The sequence below is a fragment of the Aequorivita aurantiaca genome, from assembly GCF_030410135.1.
Taxonomy (GTDB): Bacteria; Bacteroidota; Bacteroidia; order Flavobacteriales; family Flavobacteriaceae; genus Aequorivita; species Aequorivita aurantiaca.
Map to the genome: position 1 here is coordinate 325222 of NZ_JAUGQQ010000002.1, position 22469 is coordinate 347690.

Genomic DNA, 22469 nt, shown 5'->3' on the forward strand with positions numbered 1-22469 from the left:
ATGAAACTTTCAAAAGAAGAAAAGAAATGCTGGCAACGGCATTATCGCATTGAAAAACTACAGGATATCCCAACAGAAATGTCGGGATTTTCTTCTATTGATGGGGATGCGGATGATGAGTTAATGTTTTATTTCGCCAAGAGAGTTTCCATTCCTGAAATGTATTTGAAGTGCACGGATGTTACAGATGAAGGTGTTAAACATATAAGCAGTATTCGTAATTTAAAGGAGCTTACGATAGCCGATCATATAAATGTGACGAAAGCGAGTATTCCATATTTTAACGAAATGCGACATTTGGAAAGTCTGAATATTATACATTCGGAAATCACTTTGTCTGATTTGTGTGAAAGTTTAAACAACCAAAACTTGAAAACACTCTTTGTTTCTTCAGAAGAAAATGAAGAAAATATTGTGGAAAAAGGTTTTATTCTCAAGGAGAGAATGCCAAAATGTGACGTCTATTTAGATACCTATTTTGTAACTGATGGTTCCGGGAATCCTGAAACTCCCATCTTTTAAATTTAATATTCCAATATTTTTTTATCGAAAACTATCCCATAGACAAAGTGGAACATTTTGTCTATTGGGTTATTAGTTTCCACCCATCAATTCAAACGCATCAACCAAAAATTTATCAAAGAAGTGAAAAAGTACGTAAAAGCAGATGGCGGATATATTATTATGAACAATAACGATATGTTTAGCATTTCCAGAGGCAAACAAGAAATTTTTATAGAAGCCATGCAAAACTTTTCAGGTTGATTTCAGGTTTTCCCTTTTAGTATTGAAAGTAAATAATTTTCATTATTTTCACTCAAATAAAAATCTGTTATGACCGATCCCAAAAGACTCTTCGATTTCCCATACTATCAGCTTGAAAAATACCCGCAGGAAAAAGCCCTAGTAACCAAATACAATGGCGAATGGAAGGCTACTTCCACCCAAGAATATATTGACAAAGCCAATGCGCTGAGCCGTGCCCTAATTAAAATGGGCGTAAATCCGAACGATAAAATTGCCTTGATTTCCTCCTCAAACCGAACGGAGTGGAACATCTGCGATATTGGCATTATGCAAACTGGCGCGCAGGATGTACCCGTATATCCCACAATTTCTGAAGATGAATACGAATATGTGCTAAACCATAGCGAATCTATATATTGTTTTGTGTCAGATAAAGAAGTCTATGACAAAGTAATGGCAATCAAGTCCAATGTTCCGTCCTTAAAGGAAGTGTATACTTTTGATAAGATAGAAGGAGCCAAAAATTGGAACGAAGTACTTGAAAACGGAAAAGACGATAGTAACCAAGCGGAAGTAGAAAAAAGAAAGGAAGCAATCCACGAAGATGATCTCGCAACCTTAATCTATACTTCCGGCACCACTGGAAAACCCAAAGGCGTTATGCTTTCACATAAAAATATTGGCAGCAACGCTAAATTTAGTGCAGAACGGCTTCCCATTGTATTGGGCAAATCCACCGCATTGAGTTTTCTGCCAGTTTGCCATATTTATGAGCGTATGCTCCATTATATGTATCAATATTGCGGGGTAGAAATTCATTTCGCGGAAAGTCTTGACACGATAAGCGAAAACCTAAAGGAAGTAAAGCCTGAAGTTATGACTGCCGTACCACGACTTTTGGAGAAAGTATATGATAAAATTTACGCCAAAGGTGGCGAGCTCACCGGTATTAAGAAAAAACTCTTCTTCTGGGCGGTAGAGCTGGGTCTAAAATATGAACCCTACGGAGAAAATGGCTGGTGGTATGAAACGCAACTTAAACTGGCCAACAAACTTATTTTCAGCAAATGGCGTGAAGCCTTGGGAGGTAATTTAAAGGCAATCGCTTCGGGCAGCGCACCTTTGCAACCGCGATTGGCGAGAGTTTTCAACGCCGCCCAAATTCCAGTAATGGAAGGCTACGGCTTAACCGAAACTTCTCCCGTAATTTCGGTGAACGATATGCGCAACCACGGGTTTAAAATAGGAACGGTTGGAAAACCCTTGCGCGAGACAGAAGTGAAAATAGCCGAAGATGGCGAGATATTGGTAAAGGGTCCGCAAGTGATGCTCGGCTACTACAAAAATGAGGAAGAGACCGAAAAAACTATGGAAGGTGGCTATTTCCATACCGGCGACATAGGCGAAATTGACAGCGAGGGATTTTTAAAGATTACCGACCGCAAAAAGGAAATGTTTAAAACTAGTGGCGGTAAATATGTAGCTCCCCAAACAATTGAAAATGTAATGAAACAATCGCGTTTCATCGAGCAAATGATGGTAATTGGCGAAGGCGAAAAAATGCCGGCCGCCCTAATTCAGCCCGATTTTGAATTCATTAAAGAATGGGGAATATTAAAAAACCACAATTTACCGTCAGATTCACAGGAATTGGTCAATAATAAGGAAGTGATTGCCCGCATCCAGGAGGAAATAGATCATTACAACGAAAAATTCGGACATTGGGAAAAAGTGAAAAAGTTCGAATTAACGCCTGATGTTTGGAGCATTGAAGGTGGACAATTAACGCCAACAATGAAAATGAAACGGAAGGTGATTAAAGAGCAGTATAAAGATTTGTATGATAGGATTTATGGGAAGAGTGAATAGAAAATAATATATTGTAACACAGTAAAACCCTAATCATGAAATTACAATTAGTATTAAACACTTTTCTTAAAATTACATTTTATTTAAATCTGATATTTATTACATCAGCCTCGTTGGAGGCGCAATCTTGTTTACCAAATGGTATATACTTCTCAAACCAAGAGTCAATTGACAATTTTTCTACAAACTATCCTGGTTGTACAATAATTGGGGGCAACGTCACTATTGATGGTTATTCCGAAAATATCACAAATTTAAACGGGCTTTCACAAATTGTGGAAATTCAAGGATATCTTTATATTCATGATTCACAACTAGTTAATCTTTCAGGACTCAATAATTTACAAACAATAGAAGAATATTTACATATATCATTTAATGATAACCTCACGAATTTAAATGGATTGGAAAACCTTAATTCGGTAAATGTTTTATCTATACAATCTAATGAATATCTTGAGAATATTTCTGCTCTTAGTATTAACGGAAACATCCAAGGAATATCTATTAGTAATAATGATATTTTAAATAATCTTGTTGGTTTACAAAATATTACCTCTATAGATGATAATTTATACATCAGCAATAATTCAAGTTTAATTGACCTTCAACCACTCAATAATCTGAATACTGTGGGCTACATTGCTATTCAGGGAAATTCTCAATTGTCATCACTTTCAGGGCTAGAAGGGCTTACTCATTCGAATGGAAGATTAACCATAGAGGATAATGACAATTTGATTAATTTACTGGGCTTGGATAACCTAATTTTTGCAGAACAATTATCTATAACGAATAATTTTTCCTTACAGACTCTACAAGGGCTTGAAAACATTAATGTTACGGGAGATATTAATTTAACCTCAAATTATCACTTGGAAAATATTGAAGCTTTATCAAATATTACAAATTTATCTGTTTTACAAATTCGCAATTGCAACAATTTATCAAGCCTGTCTGGCTTAGAAAATTTAACGGAAATTTCAGGTAATCTTGAAATAGGGTCAAATAGTAACTTGGTAAATTTAAGTGGTCTCTCAAATTTAACAATTATAGGTAGTACTTTTAAAATTTATTTTATGCCCATAGTGGATTTTTCGGATCTAAATCTCACATATATAGGTAGTCAACTTTTAATAGATACGAATTCCAATCTTCAAAGTCTAATAGGTTTAGAAAATATTGATAGTTCTGATATAATTCGATTAAAAATTAATGGCAATCGTTATTTAACAAACTGTGCCATACAAAGCATTTGTGATTATATTGAAATTCCTGCCAATAATGTAGAAATTTATGATAATGATACTAATTGCAACTCTCGCCAAGAGGTACAAGATGCGTGCATCCTAGGCAGTGAAGATTACCAACTTTCAGAATTAAAAATCTACCCAAACCCAACCACTAGTTCGTTTGAAATCTCAGGTTTAAAAGAGGGAACAATTGAAATTATTGATAGCCAAGGAAGAACCGTAAAACAAATGTTTTTGGGTGAAGCCAATTATTCAATTTCAGAATTGACATCCGGTATTTATTTCGTGAAAATTACTTCGGAAAAAACTTCCATTATCAAACAGCTTATAAAAACGTAAATTTTGAACTGGATTCTCCTAATAATCGGCGGCCTCTTTGAAGTTGGCTTTGCAGCTTGTCTGGGCAAAGTAAAGGAAACCACCGGCTGGATATCAAAACTGTGGTTTATTGGATTTTTAGTCTGTCTGGCCATCAGCATGTTTTTATTAATTAAAGCTTCAAAAACACTCCCAATAGGCACAGCTTACGCAGTTTGGACTGGTATTGGGGCGGTGGGAACTGTATTAGTTGGAATTTTTTATTTTAACGAACCCGCTACGTTTTGGCGGGTCTTTTTTCTTTCAACATTGATATTATCTATCGTAGGGTTGAAATTTGTAACCAATTAAAGTTCCGTTAAACCATTTTTGTTAATAGCGCTTCACTTCCAAGTTTAGTATCTTTAAAAGAAAAACTTCTCTTGAAATGAAAACTATTTGGACCATAGGCCATTCCACACGTGAGTGGGAAAAATTCCTAGCCCTATTGCATTCGTTTGAAACACTTCAAGATTCCCTTCCAAAAGAAGGCGTCCAGTATATTCATATGGTAGATCTGGGCGGCCGACGAAAAGCTCTGCCCCATTCCGAAAATGACGCATGGCGCAACGAATCCTTCAAAGGATATGCAGATTATATGGCAACCCAACAATTTAAAAATGCACTAGAAATTTTAGAGGAAGTGGCGTCGAAAAATCCAACCGCAATTATGTGTTCCGAAGCAGTTTGGTGGCGATGCCATCGCTCCCTGATTGCCGACATTCTAAAACTAAAAGGATGGATAGTACAACATATTATGGCGAAGAACAATTCCTCCGAACATCCTTACACTTCACCCGCAAAGGTGGTTAATGGTTCGCTGGATTATTCCGCGGAAAAGGATGAATGAATTACGGCCTAATGACGTAGGATGCCAGATTTGTGCTCGTATTTAATGTTGTTCATTTTCTACTTTATTTAATAATATGTTCTCCGTCATATCTCTTACCATCTCAGTTCAAAAAACACATCTAAATACTATGCGTGCATAATAAATTTTTGTATATTTGGTAATCTAATTTTTCACAATCTTCTATGGAGGAAAAGCCAAAAGAGAAAACGATAGATTACCTACTCCGCTCCACGTGGATGAACGTGACAAAAATGTATAATGAAGAAGCCGGAAAAATAGGAAGTACCATGGCCACCGGGTTCGCTTTAATAAGCATTGATCCCGAGAACGGCACTCCTTCCACGGCTCTTGGACCCAAAATGGGAATGGAGGCAACAAGCCTTTCGCGAACCTTGAAATCTATGGAAAAGAAAGGGCTGATAGAACGAAAACCCAACCCAGAGGATGGTCGCGGCGTTTTGATTCATTTAACCCCCTTCGGACAACAAATGCGTGAGTTTTCCAAAAGTGTGGTTTTAGGCTTCGACGAGGCTGTGAAGAAAAATGTCACTCCGGAGGAACTGCGAACATTCAAGAAAGTGGCCGAAACCATAACTGAACTAATCAATTCAAAAAAAATATACGAATCAAAGTAAATTCAGAATTCTGAATTCATAATTATAAAACATATGTCAAAGAGAAGAATTAACAAAGTAGCGGTCATCGGTTCCGGAATTATGGGAAGCGGAATAGCTTGCCATTTCGCCAATATCGGCGTGGAAGTGCTATTGCTGGACATAATTCCCCGTGAATTGAATGAAGATGAAAAGAAAAAGGGCCTTACCCTTAGTGACAAAGCGGTGCGAAACCGTATTGTAAATAATGATCTGCAGAAAGCGATAAAAAGCAACCCTGCCCCACTCTACCACAAAGATTTTGCAAAGCGAATTTCCACGGGAAATCTTGAGGATGACATTTCAAAAGTAAGCACTGCGGATTGGATAATTGAAGTTGTTGTGGAACGTCTCGACATCAAAAAACAAGTATTTGAAAATCTTGCGAAACATCGAAAAGAAGGCTCACTGATTACCACAAACACTTCCGGAATTCCAATCCATTTAATGAGCGAAGGCCACAGCGAGGATTTTCAGAAGCATTTTTGCGGAACACACTTTTTCAATCCGCCGCGTTACCTTCAGTTATTCGAGATAATTCCGGGGCCGAAAACAAGTACAGAAGTTCTCAATTTTTTAGAGATGTACGGCGAAAAATTCCTCGGAAAAACTTCAATACTTGCAAAAGATACGCCCGCCTTCATCGGAAACCGAATCGGAATCTTCGGAATACAAAGTCTTTTCCACCAAGTGAAGGAAATGGGCTTGACCGTTGAAGAAGTTGATAAATTGACTGGGCCCGTAATCGGCCGTCCAAAATCCGCAACTTTTAGAACCGTTGACGTTGTTGGGCTGGACACTTTGGTTCACGTTTCAAAGGGAATTTATGAAAACGTACCCGAAGATGAGGAACACGGAATCTATCAAATCCCTGGTTTCATTGACACGATGATGCAAAATAAATGGCTGGGAAGCAAAAGCGGACAAGGTTTTTACAAAAAGGTAAAAAATGACGACGGCAGCAGCGAAATCCTTTCTTTGGATTTGGATTCGATGGAGTACCGAAAAAATAAAAAGGCATCTTTTGATACTTTGGAAAAAACCAAATCGGTTGATAAGGTGGCGGATCGATTCCCCATTCTTATAAAAGGTGAAGACAAAGCCGGCGAATTCTACCGAAAAAATTTCGGCGCAATGTTCGCATACGTTTCCAAAAGAATCCCTGAAATAACCGACGAACTTTACAAGATTGATGATGCAATGAAAGCCGGTTTTGGTTGGGAAAATGGCCCGTTCGAAATTTGGGATGCCATTGGTGTTAAAAGAGGGATTGAATTGATTCAGGATTTGGGCAAAGAACCCGCCCGCTGGGTAACGGAAATGCTGAACAGTGGTATAGATTCTTTCTACAATATAAAGGAAGGACAAACACATTATTATGCCATACCGCAAGGTATGCCCGCCGGAACTGAAGGTACCTATTTGCCAATTCCCGGCCAAGATTCATTTATTATTTTAGACAACATCCGCAAATCCAAAGAAGTTTGGAGTAACAAAGATGTAGTTGTTGCGGATTTGGGCGATGGAATTTTAAATGTTGAATTCCGTAGCAAAATGAACAGCATCGGCGGCGATGTGTTGGCTGGCGTTAATAAAGCAATTGATTTAGCCGAAGAGAATTTTGACGGATTGGTAATTGCGAACAACGGAAAAAACTTTTCCGTAGGCGCGAATATCGGGATGATTTTTATGATGGCTGTTGAGCAGGAATACGACGAAATGAACGCCGCCATCAAATATTTTCAGGACACGAGTATGAGATTGCGCTATTCTTCAATTCCAGTAATTGTCGCTCCGCACGGAATGACCTTGGGCGGTGGGTGCGAGTTTACACTTCACGCGGACCGCGTGGTTGCTGCGGCAGAAAGCTATATTGGCTTGGTGGAATTTGGCGTTGGCGTAATTCCAGGCGGCGGAGGTTCCAAGGAAATGACCCTTCGAGCAAGCGACACTTATAAAAAAGATGATGTTGAACTTAACAGATTGCAGGAATATTTCCTCGCAATAGGAATGGCAAAAGTGTCAACTTCAGCCTATGAAGCTTTCGATACCGGGATTCTTCAGAAAGGAAAAGACATTATAGTTGTAAACCAAAAACGCCAGATTGCCGCAGCAAAAGAAGTTGCACGCTTTATGGCTGACCAAGGTTACACAAAACCAATTCCAAGAACTGATATTAAAGTGCTCGGAAAACAAGCTTTGGGAATGTTTTTAGTGGGAACCGACCAAATGCTAGCCGGAAATTACATCAGCGAACATGATAAAAAAATTGCAAATAAACTGGCCTACGTGATGGCGGGTGGCGATTTAAGCGAAGCAAGTTATGTAAGCGAGCAATATTTACTCGACTTGGAAAGAGAAGCATTTTTAAGTTTAACCGGAGAACGAAAAACTTTGGAACGACTTCAGCATATGATTCAAAAGGGAAAACCATTGAGAAACTAAAAAAAAATAAAGAATAGAGAAAAAAGAACTGAGAAAATAATTGACATCTTCTATTCTATACTCTCTTCTCTAAAAAATATAATATGAAACAAAAAACTGCATATATAGTAAAGGCCTACAGAACTGCCGTCGGCAAAGCACCTCGCGGAGTTTTCCGTTTTAAAAGACCGGATGAACTTGCTGCGGAAACTATCAAATATATTATGAATGAGTTGCCCGAACTCGACAAAAAACGAATTGATGACGTTATAGTCGGCAATGCAATGCCCGAAGCCGAACAAGGCCTAAATATGGGTAGATTGATTTCGTTGATGGGTTTGGATATTGTTGATATTCCCGGGATGACAGTGAACCGCTATTGCGCTTCTGGATTGGAAACTATTTCTATCGCCGCTGCTAAAATTCAAAGTGGAATGGCAGATTGTATAATCGCTGGTGGCGCTGAAAGTATGAGCTACATTCCAATGGGTGGGTACAAACCTGTGCCCGATTACAAATTGGCTAAGGAAGGTCACGAAGATTACTACTGGAACATGGGTTTAACTGCCGAAGCGGTTGCAAAAAAATACAATGTCTCCCGTGAGGACCAAGATGAATTCGCCTACACGAGCCATATGCGGGCTTTGAGAGCTCAGGATGAAAATCGTTTTCAGGATCAAATTGTTCCCATTGAGGTCGAACACATTTTCGTAAACGATTCTGGGAAAAAAGTTACCGAAAAATATATAGTAAATAAAGATGAAGGTCCGCGCAAGGGAACGAACGTAGAAGCTCTATCAAAACTTCGTCCCGTTTTCGCCGAGGGCGGAAGCGTGACTGCCGGAAATTCATCACAAATGAGCGATGGCGCTGCTTTCGCTATAGTTATGAGTGAGGAAATGGTCAAGGAATTAAATCTCGATCCAATCGCGCGATTGGTGAGTTTTGCCGCTGTAGGCGTAGAACCCAGCATTATGGGAATCGGCCCCGTTTATGCCATCCCAAAAGCACTGAAACAAGCAGGATTAAAAAAGGAACAGCTGGAATTGATTGAATTGAACGAAGCTTTCGCTTCACAATCATTGGCAGTTATTCGCGAACTTGATTTGGATAAAGAAAAAGTAAACGTAAACGGAGGCGCAATCGCAATGGGACATCCACTTGGTTGTACGGGCACAAAACTCTCAGTTCAACTTTTTGATGAAATGCGAAAGCGAAATCTACAGGGAAAATATGGAATGGTGACGATGTGTGTGGGAACTGGGCAAGGTGCGGCTGGTATTTATCAATTTTTAAAATAATAAAATAACAGAACTAAGATGGATACACAAATTAAGAATAAATCCGAATTATTAAGAGGCGGCCAATTCCTCGTTAAAGAAACCAAAGCCGAAGACGTCTTCACTCCCGAAGATTTTTCCGAGGAACAAAAAATGATGCGCGATTCCGTGAAGGAATTTGTGGACCGTGAAATTGTGCCGAAAAAGGAACGTTTTGAACACAAAGATTATGCACTAACGGAAGAAATAATGCGCAAGGCCGGTGAGCTCGGTTTATTGGGAGTTGTCGTTCCCGAAGAATACGGCGGCCTCGGCATGGGCTTCGTGACCACAATGTTGGTATGCGATTACATTTCGGGCGCAACCGGCTCAATTGCCACGGCTTTTGGCGCGCATACTGGAATTGGAACCCTTCCAATTACTTTATATGGAACCGAGGAGCAAATTAGAAAATACGTTCCAAAACTTGCCACAGGCGAATGGTTTGGGGCATACGCATTAACCGAACCGGGCGCGGGAAGCGACGCCAACAGCGGAAAAACCAAAGCTGTTCTTTCCGAGGATGGAAAATATTATTCCATCACCGGGCAGAAAATGTGGATTTCAAACGCTGGTTTCTGCAACACTTTTATTGTTTTCGCAAGAATTGAAGATGACAAAAATATCACCGGTTTTATTGTTGAAAATGACCCCTCCAATGGAATTTCACTGGGTGATGAAGAAAAGAAACTCGGTATCCACTCCTCCTCTACCCGCCAGGTTTTTTTCAATGAAACCAAAGTGCAAGCTGAAAATATGCTCGGCGGTCGTGGCGAAGGGTTTAAAATTGCTATGAATGCTTTAAATGTTGGACGAATTAAGCTAGCTGCCGCCAGCCTTGATGCGCAGCGCCGTGTAATAACCGAAGCCGTGAAATATGCAAATGAAAGAATTCAATTTAAGGTTCCGATTTCATCTTTTGGCGCCATAAAATTGAAATTGGCTGAAATGGCAACCAATGCGTATGTGAGTGAAAGCGCCAGCTACCGCGCCGCAAAAAATATTGAGGACAGAATTGCGTTGCGCGTGGCGCAGGGAAACAGTCATCAAGAAGCGGAATTGAAAGGTGTTGAGGAATATGCAATAGAATGTTCCATTCTGAAAGTAGCCGTTTCCGAAGACATTCAAAATTGTGCTGATGAGGGAATTCAGATTTTCGGTGGAATGGGATTTAGCGCTGATACCCCAATGGAAGCCGCATGGCGCGATGCAAGAATTGCCCGCATTTATGAAGGAACAAACGAAATAAACAGAATGCTGGCCGTTGGAATGCTCGTGAAAAAAGCAATGAAAGGCCACGTAGACTTATTGAATCCCGCACAGGCTGTAGCTTCGGAATTGATGGGAATTCCATCTTTTGAAACCCCTGATTATTCCGAATTGCTCTCCGAAGAAAAAGAAATGATCGCCAAATTGAAGAAAGTATTTTTGATGGTCGCCGGAAGTGCAGTTCAAAAATATGGCACGGAACTAGAAGAACATCAGCAAACGTTAATGGCCGCAGCCGATATTTTGATTGAAATATATATGGCGGAAAGTGGCATTTTGCGCACCGAGAAGAATGCAAAACGTTTTGGTAAGGATACCCAAAAGGAACAGCTTGCCATGGCGCAACTTTACCTTTATCACGCCGTAGATATTATTACCGTTAAAGCGAAAGAGGCCATTCTATCTTTCTCAGAAGGCGACGAACAACGGATGATGCTGATGGGATTGAAGCGTTTCACGAAATACCAAAACACGCCCAACATCGGCGAGTTGCGAAGAACGATTGCAGATAAGGTTATTTCCGAAAATCAATATCCGTTTTAATTGAAGTACTCAATTTATAATAAAACCGCTTCGTAATTGGAGCGGTTTTTATTTTATAAAATTGGTTCGAAGTTTGCTATTTTTAAACCAAACCTAAATAAAATGACAAAATATCTTTTTCTATTCGCTTTTCTCCAAACCATTTTATCCGTCGCCCAGGAAAATACCGAGGTTTATATTTTTGACATCTCGCCCGCATATGAAGGTCTCGAAATGTTGAATATGAAAAACATTTCTAACGATCCGGGTTATGACAATCAACCGTCGTTCGCTTCAAATGAAACGATTCTTTTTGCGGGAAATAACAACGGGCAAACCGATATTGCTGAATATAATCTAACTTCAAAATCAAAAAAATTCTTCAATCAAAAAACTGATGGTGGTGAATATTCCCCTCAAAAATTCTCAGCAAACAATGATGTCGCCGCGGTTAGACTTGATAAAAATGGGCATCAGCGGTTATACCAATACAATTCGGAAACAAGAAATGCTTCGAAATTGATTGAAAATTTACAGGTCGCATATTTCGCCTTTTATACCGACAGAATAATTCTATCCACTGTTCTGAACGGCGACAAAATGGATTTGGCGCTTATCGATTTACAACAAAAATCAGCCGATACTCTGTTCCGAAATGCCGGCCGTTCGCTCCAAAAAGTTCCCAATACAAATTCTATGAGTTATTCCTTGGTGAACGAAGAGGGAAATTTAGACGTATATCTTTTGGAGATGGAAACGATGGAAAGCTTCTTTGTGTGTGAATTGCCCATTGGAATAAAGGATTTCGTTTGGATGAACGATACGCAAATCCTCATTGGCAGTGGCAACAAGCTTTATATGTATGATACTCTCGGGGAGCCGGAATGGAGCCGCGTAGCATCACTCGAGGAGCACGGGATTATGAATATAACCCGAATGGCGGTAAGCCCCAATGGTAAAAAATTGGCATTGGTGGGCGAAATAAATTGATGGGCCATAATTGCCCCGAATCTTTTTGGTATTTTTATGAAAAATGTTTTCAATGAAAATTTCCCCTCTATTTACTGCCTTTCTTTTTTTTACGCATTCCTTTTCCCAAACCGACCCTAGAATCTACGAAATTATTGATGCGGTTTCTTCGGAAAGAATTGAGGCGGATATTACTACTTTAGCCAATTTCGGCACAAGAAACACTTTTAGCGATACCATTAGCAGCACCCGCGGAATCGGCGCTGCGCGAAGATGGATTAAATCGGAATTCGAAAAAATTTCAAAAGACTGTAACAACTGCTTAGAAATTTTCTACCAAAAAGACTTTGTAAAAGCTGACGGAAACGACCGCGTGCCAAAGGATACGTGGATAGTGAATGTTGCCGCCGTTCAGAAGGGCGCCAAATATCCGAACCGCTATATTATAATGAGTGGTGATATTGATTCGCGCAATAGTGATGGCAGTGATTTTACCAAAGATGCGCCCGGCGCCAATGACAACGCCAGCGGCATGGCCGGAGCTATTGAAGCTGCAAGAGTACTTTCAAAATATAAATTTGAGAGTAGCATCGTTTATTTGGGACTGAGCGGCGAGGAACAGGGACTTTTTGGCGGTAAAGGTTTTGCCGATTATGCCAAATCGCAGGGCTGGGAAATTATCGGCGTTCTCAATAATGATATGATTGGAAATATTGAAGGCGTGAATGGCGTAATCAGCAATCGCGATTTTAGAATTTTTTCGGAACCCGTGCCGCCCACCGAAACGGAGCGCGAACGGCAAATGCGCAGATTTTATGGCGGCGAAGTTGATGGAAATTCGCGCCAACTTGCACGTTACGTTTTTGAAACAACCAAGACATATATGCCGGAAATGAACCCAATAATGGTTTATAGACTTGACCGTTTTGGTCGCGGAGGTCACCACCGGCCCTTTAATGATTTAGGTTGGGCGGGAATAAGAATTATGGAAGCCCACGAAAATTATACCCAACAACATCAAGATATTCGCACCGAAAATGGAATAGAATACGGCGATAAACTTAAATTTGTGAATTTTGATTATGCCGCAAAACTTACTGCAGTAAACGCAATAAATATGGCAAGTTTGGCGTGGGCGCCACCCGCACCAAAAAACGTTTCCATTGGCGGTATTGTGGAGCCCTCGGCAAAATTGAAATGGGAAAAAGTGCAAGGCGCCACCGGGTATAAAATTTATTGGCGCGACACCACCTCCCCCACTTGGAATTACAGTCGATATGTGGGCAATGTTTCCGAATTTACTTTGGAGGGAATTGTAATCGACAATTATTTTTTCGGAGTAGCTTCGGTTGGAAAAGATGGACACGAAAGCGTGGTAGTTTTTCCAAATTCCGTGTTTAGGTAAAATCACAAAAAACAAATTAATAAAATATGGTACAAAAAATTTCAAATAAACCAAGATCATTTTCCCTCAGGAAGTTGTCCATTCTCGCAATTGTAATCTTTATTACCTACCCCGCCATCTCCCAAGAATTTACACGCGCCGATACTCTTCGCGGCAGTATTACCGCGGAACGAGCTTGGTGGGACGTGCTGCATTACGACCTTTCAGTTGAAGTTTTTCCCGAGGAAAAATCCATTTCGGGAAAAAATGTAATTCAATATAAAGTCATAAGTACTGGAGATGTGATGCAGATTGACCTGCAGGATCCAATGAAAATTGAGAAAATTTTGCAGGATGGGACTGAAATTTCATTCACTTCGGAAGGCAATGCACATTTTTTAAAACTGAAAAAAAATCAGAAAAAAGGAAAGGTTGAAAAAATAACCATTCACTTCTCCGGAAAACCTATTGTGGCCCGCCGCCCGCCGTGGGATGGTGGTTTTACCTGGTCTAAGGACTCCAATGGAAAACATTTTATCGCCACTTCCAACCAGGGCATTGGCTCCAGCGTTTGGTGGCCGTTGAAGGACCACCCTTCCGAAGAACCCGACAACGGAGCTATAATTTCAGTAACCACTCCGAAGGATTTGATGGATGTAAGCAATGGCAGACTCAAAAATGTGATCGAAAACGAAAATACCAAAACCTGGGTTTGGGAAGTTAAGAGTCCGATCAATGCTTATGGGATAAACATAAACATTGGCGATTATGTACATTGGAGCGAAAAGTACAAAGGCGAAAAAGGTATACTTGATATGGACTATTACGCGTTGCGCGAAAATGAGGAAAAAGCCAGGAAACAATTCAAGCAAGCACCAATGATGATGAAAGCTTTTGAGCACTGGTTCGGTCCCTACCCTTTTTATGAAGATGGCTACAAACTGGTGGAGGCGCCATACTTAGGAATGGAGCACCAGAGCAGCGTGACCTATGGCAACAAATATGCAAATGGATATTTGGGCAAGGATCTTTCGGGGACAGGTTGGGGATTAAAGTTCGATTTTATTATCATTCACGAAAGTGGCCACGAATGGTTTGCAAATAACATTACAAATAATGATGTGGCCGATATGTGGATTCACGAAGGTTTTACAAATTATTCCGAGAATCTATATTTAGATTATCATTTTGGAAAAAAAGCTTCATCGGAATATGTAATTGGGGTTCGTAAAAATATTATGAACGATAGCCCTATTATTGGACAATACAATGTGGACAATTCAGGCAGTAGCGATATGTACTACAAAGGTGCTAATATTCTCCACAATATCCGTCAATTGATAGCCGATGACGAAAAATGGCGAAATATTCTGCGCGAGATGAATTCTGAATTTTATCATCAAAATGTTACTTCAAAACAAGTTGAGAAATATATAAGCGAAAAAAGCGGTATAAACCTTACTAAATATTTCGATCAATATTTGCGGACAACCATGATTCCAAAAGTAGAATATTCAGTGGCTGGAGAAATCCTTAAATTTAGATATGTGGATATAGTTGAGAATTTTGAGATGCCAGTTATTGCGATAATTAACGGCAAGGAGGAATGGATAACTCCCACTTCGGAATGGAATTCAAAACAGTTCAGTTCAACAATTGATTCATTTTCCATTAAAAAGGATTTTTACGTGAATTCCGAAGCGGTTAAATAGGGATTATTTTTACCAACAAACGAATCAAAAAAAGAGCCCCATGTTCGGGGCTCTTTAATTTTATTCAATGTTTTGAATTACATTTTAGGCATCAATACTTTATCAACAACGTGAACCACGCCATTTGAAGCATCAACGTCAGCAGTAGATACAGTTGCAGTATTACCTTTTGCATCTTTAACCATAACCTTACCGTCTTTTTCAGACAAAGTCAAAACTTCGCCATTTAAAGTAGTTACGTCCAATTTGTTGTTTGCTGCCTTAATTTTTGCAACAACATCAGCGGAGTTCATTTTACCTTGAAGAACGTGATATTGAAGCAATTTTTGAAGTTGTTCCTTATTTTCTGGCTTCATTAAGTTATCCATAGTTGCTTTTGGAACTTTAGAGAAAGCTTCATTTGATGGTGCGAAAACGGTATACTCACCTTCCGCTTTCATAGTCTGGGCCATATCTGCAGCCTGCAGGGCGCTAACCAATGTTGAAAGATTTTCGTTCCCCATTGCCTTAGCAGCAATTGAGTTTGCTTCCATATCAGCCATTTTAGCTTGATTGTCAGCCTCCACTTGCATTAGGGAATCCCTTTCGCGCTCCATACGCATTTGTTCCGCTTGGGCCTGAGCTTCAGCTTCTTTTTTCTTTGTGTCTTCACAGCTTGCAAAAAACATGGTTACTACTGCAAGAGACAATACAATTGTTTTTAGTTTCATAATAGTGTTTGTTGATTTTAAAAGTTTGGCGCAAAGGTATTTCAAGAGCAATGATTATTTTTCATAATTGAAATTATTTTTTAGTTAAATTTTTTCTAAAAGTTTAATGGCATTCTTAAAGTTGGAAACCATCTATTAAAGTTTTATTAATCGCTAAAAAATAAAAATTTCAAATAGTATCTTTAAAATATAAACTTTAAAATTTATTATAAAATGATCAAGTCAAAATATCAAAGTGTTCTCGATTTAGGAGAAAAATTGAACATCCAAAATGGAGATGTAAAAGAAGAAAACGGTCAGCTAAAAGTTTGGGGTACGGCGAAGAACCAATATGAAAAAAACCTTTTATGGGATGAAATAAAACGCGTGGGCGGTGAAAACCCAACAGATATTATGGCCGATATTAAGGTTGCGGACAATTCGGTTTTTGCCCACCATACGGTGAAAAGTGGCGAATCACTTAGTAAAATTTCCAAACATTATTATGGCGATGCCAATAACTATAACGCCATTTACGAAGCAAACAAAGGGAAGTTGAAATCTGCGGATCTAATCCATCCTGGCGATGAGTTGGTGATTCCCAATATTTAAAACTTATTAAAGGAAATGGCCGTTATTCATAAAAATAGCGGCCATTTTTTTTAGGAATAATTTATAGTCCGCTGATGTAGCTTCCGTACAGGTCCTTAAAATGAAGGCCATTGCCCAAACTGAATTTGCTCAGTTTTTTATTCTCTGCCAACGCCCATAGAACCACTTCTTTCAAAAAATATCGATCCTCCTTAGCCACTTCAGATTGGTATTTTTCCACAAGTTGCTCCAGTGGAATAATTCTATCCAATTCTCTTCTATATTCTTCATCGGAATAAGAATCGAGCAGTTCAAAATCATTTTCTTCAAAAAACCATGCGACGATTTCAGCATAAGGGTCAATATCAGTTTGCTTAGTTAGTTTTTCTATTTTGGGGAATTTATCTTTAAACAATGTGTTCACCGCATCAGCAATTAATTGTTGCGCAACTTGGCTCACACCTTCTTGCTCACCTTCGTAAACAAGTTCAATTTTTCCTGTAATGGATGGAATAATTCCCACAAAATCTCCCAAACGAATGCTTGTTTTTTCCTCTCCATTATGAAGCGCCCGCCTTTCGGCAGTGCTCAATAGATTTTCGAACGCGGTAATACTAAGTCTTGCACTCACGCCGCTTTTGGCATCAATGAAATCATTTTCTCGAGCCTCAAAACTTATCTGTTCCAAAATATCCTTAGCAAGTTCGGGAACATAAACATTGGATTTCGCGGCAATAGCTTCGGCAGTTTCCTGTGCTGTGATGGTACGCGCGGTTTCAATATCTTCAGGATAATGCGTTAAAATTTGGGAACCAATTCTATCTTTTAAAGGGGTAACTATGCTTCCACGATTGGTGTAATCTTCCGGATTTGCGGTGAAAACAAATTGGATATCCAACGGCAAGCGAACGGCAAAACCTCTAATCTGAACATCCCCTTCCTGCAAAATGTTGAAAAGCGCAACTTGAATTCGCGGTTGCAAATCGGGCAATTCATTAATTACAAAAATGCAACGATTACTGCGCGGAATCATCCCAAAATGGATCACGCGGTCATCGGCATAGGTCAATTTTAAGTTCGCTGCTTTTATGGGATCAACGTCGCCAATAATATCGGCCACGGTAACATCCGGCGTGGCCAGTTTTTCGGAAAAACGCTCGCTGCGATGCAGCCAACTTATTGGGGTATCATCGCCTTTCTCGTGCATTAAATTTTTCGCAAAACGCGAAATGGGATTAAAGGGATCATCATTGATTTCACTGCCTTCAACCACGGGAATGTATTCATCCAAAAGTCCGACCATTTGACGCGCCAATCGGGTTTTGGCCTGGCCGCGAAGGCCCAAAAGATTGATGTTGTGCTTTGAAAGAATGGCGCGCTCCAGTTCGGGAATCACCGTTAATTCATAGCCGTGAATGCCTACGAATGGAGATTCCTTTTTCATAATTTTTTGAAGCAGGTTTCGACGTAGTTCCTCTTTTATTGATTTCGATTGGTAACCGGCTTTTTTAAGTTCGCCAAATGTTTTTATTTTTTCTATTTCCATAATTTATTTTCTCTCTTCTTAATTAATCACTAATGGCGCGCAACTCTTGAAACCGTAAAAAAAACTGAACGCCGGCCATTGAATGCTTATTTTTTTTATCTAATTCGTTTTGTACGGTTTGTTTCGTAATCGCTAAAAATCATTTCTCCCAAACCTTTCAAGCCCGTGTAAAATGCCTTGCCCTTGTTTGCCGCTGTGAATTCTTCCACAAAAAGCATTAAATATGGGTCTTCGGCAATCATAAAAGTAGTGATGGGAATGTGAAGTTTCCGCGCCTGTGAGGCCATTGCATAACATTTATTTACAATGTGAGTGTCTAATCCATTACTATTTTTATAATAGCGGCCGTCGGGAAGTTGGATGCAACTAGGTTTTCCATCGGTTATCATAAAAATTTGTTTGTTGGTATTTCTTTTTCTTCGCAATAAATCCATCGCCAATTGAAGTCCCGCAACGGTATTTGTGTGATATGGACCTACATTTAAATACGGCAAATCCTTAATTTGAATGGGCCAAGCATCATCGCCAAAGACCAAAATATCGAGTGTATCTTTTGGATATCGCGTTGTAATAAATTCCGAAAGGGCCATTGCCACTTTTTTGGCGGGAGTAATCCGGTCTTCGCCGTAAAGAATCATACTGTGACTGATATCAATCATCAACACAGTGCTCATTTGGGTTTTATACATGGTTTCCTCAACCACCAAATCATTTTCCGAGAGCGTAAAATCTCCCAAGCCGTGATTTATTTGGGCATTTTTGAAGCTTTCCGTCATCGAAATCTGTTCCAACGAATCCCCGAAACGGTAATCCCGAAACTCGCCAGCTTGCTCATCGCCTCTTCCCGTTTGTTTTGTGCGGTGGTTTCCAGCACCACTTTTCCGCAAGTTTCCAAAAATCTGTTCCAAGGCCTTTTTTCTAAGAGCCCTTTCGGTTTTTTCGGTAATTGCCAGACCGCTCTTACCGTCTATTTTTATCTCCTCGCGCAGGTAGCCTTTCTTTTTTAAATCCTCCACAAAATCGTCCAACGAGTAGTCTTCATTGGTGAGTTCATATTCTTCATCCAATTGTTTTAGCCACTCCATCGCTTCATCAAAATCGCCCGACGTGTGTGTTATCAATTCTTGAAAAATATCAAACAATTTATCGAAGGGGGAATGCTCCTTTGGCGTGTGTTTAGTGAAGATAAATCCGCTTTTTGCATCTTTCTTAATCATATTTTAAAAGTAAAACAAAGAATGGTTTTTATGAAAGGCAAAACGTTAAACTCCTACCAAAAAAGGTATGAGAAATATTTCTAACCATTATAAAACCATAATGCGAAAAAGTCATTTAGGCATTAATTAACAATATAGTTAACAGATATTTATGCGATACCTATTTTGAGATTTGTTAATTTTAAAATTCAAAACTTAAATCAACCTTAAAAATCATGAATTATGGCAGAAATTAAAATTGAAAAGAAAAAGCCCGTGTGGCCGTGGATTTTGCTAATTCTTGTAATCATCGTAGGTGTTTACATTTATTGGAGCTACAATGATAATGTGGATGAACGCAATGTTGATGAGAATGAAGTATTGATCGACACCATTCAGGATATGAATGATGACTACAACGAACTTCCGGCAGACACTCTATCCTTGGAAACTGACACAACCACAATTGCCCAATAAAAATTAAACAATAAAACTAAAAAGCTATGAAAAACGAAGAAAAACATCTCTATAACCTTAACGAACTTTCTGACTACAAAGTTGCCAGTGATGATCCCGATGTACGGGGATGGGACGTACGCGACGCGGACAACAGAGTGGTGGGCAAGGTCGAGAATCTACTTGTAAATAAAAATATTAAACGAGTGGTGTATTTGGATGTCCATGTGGACAAAACCATTGTTGATGCAAGACACGATCCCTATGGAAGACCAAACAATATTGATGTTCGCGAGTTTGTGAACAAGGATGGCGAGAATCACGTAATTATTCCCATTGGAATGGTGAACCTTGATAAGGAAAACAAAAATGTCCTTGCAAATGGTATCGACCATCGCACCTTTGCGGAAACAAAACGCTATGCTCATGGAACTCCCTTGAATCGTGATTACGAAACTACTGTGCTTAGATCCTATAATCGTGACAATCCATCAGATTCAGTTTATGAAGATGAAACGTTTTACGAAAGAGACGAATTTGATAGAAATAGATATACAAATAGAAGATTGTAAAAATCTAATTGAAACACATTTAAAGAGGGTAGCGAAAGCTACCCTTTTTTTATTACCAAAAGATTGTTGAATGAAAACGATTTTAAATTTAAAGGCAAAAAATCATTAGCTTTGAGCTTCAATTACAAATAACCAAACCTTCAATTATGAAAAATGTATTGTTTATCTGCTCCATTTTAACGCTCTTCTTTTCATGTAAAGAAAAATCAGAAAATGAAAACAACGAAATTTCTGAAGTAAAGCAATATTCCATTGAGCAATTTATGGGCAATGAAAATGCCTCAGCAAACGGCTTTTCTGCAGATAAATCAAAGGTGCTGATAACCAGCAACCGTTCCGGTATCTATAATATGTACACCATGGAAACCGAGGGAGGTGAACTTACCCCGATAACCCAATCTGACAGCGCCTCGGTTTATGGAATTTCTTATTTTCCCGATGATGACAGAATTCTATTTCGAATGGACGGCAACGGCGATGAAATTTTTAAAATCTTCGTAAAGGATAGTAATGGCATTAAAAGATTGACGCCAGAAAAAAATGTGCGGGCGCTTTTTCAAGGTTGGGCCAAGGATGGTAAAAGTTTTTTTTACAGTAGCAATGAAAGAAATCCACAAGCTATGGACATTTATGAAATGGATATTGCTAGCTTCACATCAAAACTCATTTATAAAAATGAAGACAATATGGATTTTGGCGGAATTTCTTCCGATAAAAACTACATTCTCGTTACCAAAGAAATAAACACCAACGACAACGATTTGTATTTGTTGAACACGAAAACAAATCAAAAAACGAAAATCAACGATTCGCTCAGCAAAAATTCCCCAGAGGATTTTTCGCCCAATGGAAAATCATTTTATTACACCACGGACAAAGATGCTGAATTCAGCTATTTAATGAAATATAACATTGAGGATGACAGCAAGGAAAAGGTAGCCGAGAAGGATTGGGATATCGTTTCTTTCTATTTTACGCACAATGGCAAATACCAAATAATGTTCACCAATGAAGATGCAAAAACCAAAATGTATGTTTCCGAAGTTGCCACTAGAAAGGATTTAAATTTTCCCGAAATAGACGGACAGGCAATAAATGCGGCCAATTTTTCAAGGGATGAAAGTATGGCGTTATTGACCGTTGGGAGTTCGCAATTGCCCACAAATACATATTCTTATAATTTAGAAACAGGAAAATATCACAAATTGACGGATGTTTTAAACAAAGAAATAAATGCCGATGATTTGGTTATGGCAAAAGTCGTTCGATTTAAATCTTTTGACGGACTTGAAATTCCAGCCATTTATTATGAGCCAAAAATTGCCAATGAAAACAATAAGGTTCCTGCGTTAGTTTGGGTTCACGGAGGACCGGGCGGTCAATCGCGGCAAGGTTTCAGTTCCTTTATTCAATATTTGGTAAACCATGGTTATGCGGTTCTGGCCGTGAACAATCGCGGAAGCAGCGGTTATGGAAAAACGTTTTACCAAATGGACGACCAAAACCACGGCGACAAAGATTTAAAGGATTGCATTGCCGGAAAGGATTGGTTGGCAAGCCAAGAAAATATAGATAAAGATAAAATAGGAATAATCGGTGGTTCTTACGGAGGTTATATGACGATGGCGGCACTCACCTATGCTCCCGAAGAATTTAAAGTTGGAGTAAATATTTTTGGAGTGACCAACTGGTTAAGAACATTAAAAAGCATTCCGCCCTGGTGGGCATCTTTCAAGGATGCACTTTATACCGAAATGGGCGACCCGAATACTGCCGATTCGGTTCGGCTTAAGGAAATTTCGCCTTTGTTCCATACCGAAAAAGTAAATAAACCGTTGATGGTTTTGCAGGGCGCGCAGGACCCAAGAGTACTTCAGATTGAATCTGATGAAATTGTGGAGGGCGTTAAAAAGAACGGTGTTCCCGTAGATTATGTGGTATTCGAGGACGAAGGCCACGGTTTCGTAAAAAAGGAAAACGAAATTGAGGCATACGGAAAAGTGTTGAAATTTTTGGACCAATATTTAAAAGGGGAAGGACAAACTACACTTGACAATAAAAGTCCGGAATCAACTGAAATGCAGTAAA

The 22469-nt window shown here is 39.3% G+C and carries 19 protein-coding genes; 16 read left to right on the top strand and 3 right to left on the bottom strand.

Annotated features, from left to right (window positions below; genetic code table 11):
• From QRD02_RS04810 to QRD02_RS04865, 12 genes are all read left to right on the top strand, one after another.
• Positions 1 to 522, top strand: a complete 522-nt coding sequence (locus QRD02_RS04810) for a hypothetical protein (protein ID WP_290253779.1) — start codon at positions 1 to 3, stop codon at positions 520 to 522.
• A gap of 312 nt (positions 523 to 834) precedes the next feature.
• Complete coding sequence (locus tag QRD02_RS04815; protein WP_290253780.1) at positions 835 to 2616, top strand: AMP-dependent synthetase/ligase; 1782 nt, start codon at positions 835 to 837, stop codon at positions 2614 to 2616.
• Positions 2617 to 2651: 35 nt separating this feature from the next.
• Complete coding sequence (locus QRD02_RS04820; protein WP_290253781.1) at positions 2652 to 4208, top strand: T9SS type A sorting domain-containing protein; 1557 nt, start codon at positions 2652 to 2654, stop codon at positions 4206 to 4208.
• Positions 4209 to 4211: 3 nt separating this feature from the next.
• Positions 4212 to 4538 carry a DMT family transporter gene (locus tag QRD02_RS04825; protein WP_290253782.1) on the top strand — a complete coding sequence of 109 codons (327 nt, stop codon included), beginning with the start codon at positions 4212 to 4214 and terminating at the stop codon, positions 4536 to 4538.
• Between the two features lie 76 nt (positions 4539 to 4614).
• Complete coding sequence (locus QRD02_RS04830) at positions 4615 to 5076, top strand: DUF488 domain-containing protein (protein ID WP_290253783.1); 462 nt, start codon at positions 4615 to 4617, stop codon at positions 5074 to 5076.
• A gap of 185 nt (positions 5077 to 5261) precedes the next feature.
• Entirely contained in the window at positions 5262 to 5714 is a 453-nt protein-coding gene (locus QRD02_RS04835; protein WP_290253784.1) for a MarR family winged helix-turn-helix transcriptional regulator, read from the top strand.
• A gap of 33 nt (positions 5715 to 5747) precedes the next feature.
• Positions 5748 to 8177, top strand: a complete 2430-nt coding sequence (locus QRD02_RS04840) for a 3-hydroxyacyl-CoA dehydrogenase/enoyl-CoA hydratase family protein (RefSeq protein WP_290253785.1) — start codon at positions 5748 to 5750, stop codon at positions 8175 to 8177.
• Between the two features lie 83 nt (positions 8178 to 8260).
• Positions 8261 to 9457, top strand: coding sequence for an acetyl-CoA C-acyltransferase (locus QRD02_RS04845; protein ID WP_290253786.1), 1197 nt, complete (start codon positions 8261 to 8263; stop codon positions 9455 to 9457).
• A gap of 18 nt (positions 9458 to 9475) precedes the next feature.
• On the top strand, positions 9476 to 11287 hold the full coding sequence (locus tag QRD02_RS04850; protein WP_290253787.1) for an acyl-CoA dehydrogenase FadE: 1812 nt from the start codon (positions 9476 to 9478) through the stop codon (positions 11285 to 11287).
• Between the two features lie 102 nt (positions 11288 to 11389).
• Positions 11390 to 12256: a TolB family protein gene (locus tag QRD02_RS04855; RefSeq protein ID WP_290253788.1), complete on the top strand. Its 867-nt coding sequence runs from the start codon at positions 11390 to 11392 to the stop codon at positions 12254 to 12256.
• Between the two features lie 52 nt (positions 12257 to 12308).
• On the top strand, positions 12309 to 13640 hold the full coding sequence (locus tag QRD02_RS04860; protein ID WP_290253789.1) for a M28 family metallopeptidase: 1332 nt from the start codon (positions 12309 to 12311) through the stop codon (positions 13638 to 13640).
• 26 nt (positions 13641 to 13666) lie between these two features.
• Entirely contained in the window at positions 13667 to 15331 is a 1665-nt protein-coding gene (locus QRD02_RS04865; RefSeq protein ID WP_290253790.1) for a M1 family metallopeptidase, read from the top strand.
• Between the two features lie 77 nt (positions 15332 to 15408).
• Here QRD02_RS04865 and QRD02_RS04870 read toward each other — a convergent pair whose 3' ends face one another.
• Positions 15409 to 16041: a fasciclin domain-containing protein gene (locus QRD02_RS04870; RefSeq protein WP_290253791.1), complete on the bottom strand. Its 633-nt coding sequence runs from the start codon at positions 16039 to 16041 to the stop codon at positions 15409 to 15411.
• Between the two features lie 213 nt (positions 16042 to 16254).
• On the opposite strand from QRD02_RS04870, the gene QRD02_RS04875 reads away from it, so the two are divergent.
• Entirely contained in the window at positions 16255 to 16632 is a 378-nt protein-coding gene (locus QRD02_RS04875; RefSeq protein WP_290253792.1) for a LysM peptidoglycan-binding domain-containing protein, read from the top strand.
• A 61-nt stretch (positions 16633 to 16693) separates the two neighbouring features.
• Here QRD02_RS04875 and QRD02_RS04880 read toward each other — a convergent pair whose 3' ends face one another.
• Positions 16694 to 18157, bottom strand: coding sequence for a MoxR family ATPase (locus QRD02_RS04880; RefSeq protein ID WP_290253793.1), 1464 nt, complete (start codon positions 18155 to 18157; stop codon positions 16694 to 16696).
• Positions 18158 to 18252: 95 nt separating this feature from the next.
• The gene (locus QRD02_RS04885; protein WP_290253794.1) at positions 18253 to 19374 is read right to left on the bottom strand and encodes a vWA domain-containing protein; all 1122 of its coding nucleotides are present in this window, start codon (positions 19372 to 19374) and stop codon (positions 18253 to 18255) included.
• Positions 19375 to 19596: 222 nt separating this feature from the next.
• Between QRD02_RS04885 and QRD02_RS04890 the strand changes: the two genes are divergently transcribed.
• The 3 genes from QRD02_RS04890 to QRD02_RS04900 all read left to right on the top strand — a co-directional run bounded on the left by QRD02_RS04890 (position 19597) and on the right by QRD02_RS04900 (position 22468).
• On the top strand, positions 19597 to 19830 hold the full coding sequence (locus tag QRD02_RS04890; protein ID WP_290253795.1) for a hypothetical protein: 234 nt from the start codon (positions 19597 to 19599) through the stop codon (positions 19828 to 19830).
• Between the two features lie 26 nt (positions 19831 to 19856).
• The gene (locus QRD02_RS04895; RefSeq protein WP_290253797.1) at positions 19857 to 20381 is read left to right on the top strand and encodes a PRC-barrel domain-containing protein; all 525 of its coding nucleotides are present in this window, start codon (positions 19857 to 19859) and stop codon (positions 20379 to 20381) included.
• Between the two features lie 146 nt (positions 20382 to 20527).
• On the top strand, positions 20528 to 22468 hold the full coding sequence (locus QRD02_RS04900) for a S9 family peptidase (protein WP_290253798.1): 1941 nt from the start codon (positions 20528 to 20530) through the stop codon (positions 22466 to 22468).
• The last annotated feature ends 1 nt before the right edge of the window (position 22469 follow it).

Bases quoted from the DNA above. Each gene is read 5' to 3' on its own strand.
- QRD02_RS04860 (WP_290253789.1), top strand. From the start codon at position 12,309: ATGAAAATTTCCCCTCTATTTACTGCCTTTCTTTTTTTTACGCATTCC.
- QRD02_RS04850 (WP_290253787.1), top strand. From the start codon at position 9,476: ATGGATACACAAATTAAGAATAAATCCGAATTATTAAGAGGCGGCCAA.
- QRD02_RS04885 (WP_290253794.1), bottom strand. From the start codon at position 19,374: ATGATTAAGAAAGATGCAAAAAGCGGATTTATCTTCACTAAACACACG.
- QRD02_RS04845 (WP_290253786.1), top strand. From the start codon at position 8,261: ATGAAACAAAAAACTGCATATATAGTAAAGGCCTACAGAACTGCCGTC.
- QRD02_RS04880 (WP_290253793.1), bottom strand. From the start codon at position 18,157: ATGGAAATAGAAAAAATAAAAACATTTGGCGAACTTAAAAAAGCCGGT.
- QRD02_RS04895 (WP_290253797.1), top strand. From the start codon at position 19,857: ATGAAAAACGAAGAAAAACATCTCTATAACCTTAACGAACTTTCTGAC.
- QRD02_RS04870 (WP_290253791.1), bottom strand. From the start codon at position 16,041: ATGAAACTAAAAACAATTGTATTGTCTCTTGCAGTAGTAACCATGTTT.
- QRD02_RS04815 (WP_290253780.1), top strand. From the start codon at position 835: ATGACCGATCCCAAAAGACTCTTCGATTTCCCATACTATCAGCTTGAA.
- QRD02_RS04830 (WP_290253783.1), top strand. From the start codon at position 4,615: ATGAAAACTATTTGGACCATAGGCCATTCCACACGTGAGTGGGAAAAA.
- QRD02_RS04820 (WP_290253781.1), top strand. From the start codon at position 2,652: ATGAAATTACAATTAGTATTAAACACTTTTCTTAAAATTACATTTTAT.
- QRD02_RS04835 (WP_290253784.1), top strand. From the start codon at position 5,262: ATGGAGGAAAAGCCAAAAGAGAAAACGATAGATTACCTACTCCGCTCC.
- QRD02_RS04875 (WP_290253792.1), top strand. From the start codon at position 16,255: ATGATCAAGTCAAAATATCAAAGTGTTCTCGATTTAGGAGAAAAATTG.
- QRD02_RS04865 (WP_290253790.1), top strand. From the start codon at position 13,667: ATGGTACAAAAAATTTCAAATAAACCAAGATCATTTTCCCTCAGGAAG.
- QRD02_RS04900 (WP_290253798.1), top strand. From the start codon at position 20,528: ATGAAAAATGTATTGTTTATCTGCTCCATTTTAACGCTCTTCTTTTCA.
- QRD02_RS04890 (WP_290253795.1), top strand. From the start codon at position 19,597: ATGGCAGAAATTAAAATTGAAAAGAAAAAGCCCGTGTGGCCGTGGATT.
- QRD02_RS04855 (WP_290253788.1), top strand. From the start codon at position 11,390: ATGACAAAATATCTTTTTCTATTCGCTTTTCTCCAAACCATTTTATCC.
- QRD02_RS04810 (WP_290253779.1), top strand. From the start codon at position 1: ATGAAACTTTCAAAAGAAGAAAAGAAATGCTGGCAACGGCATTATCGC.
- QRD02_RS04840 (WP_290253785.1), top strand. From the start codon at position 5,748: ATGTCAAAGAGAAGAATTAACAAAGTAGCGGTCATCGGTTCCGGAATT.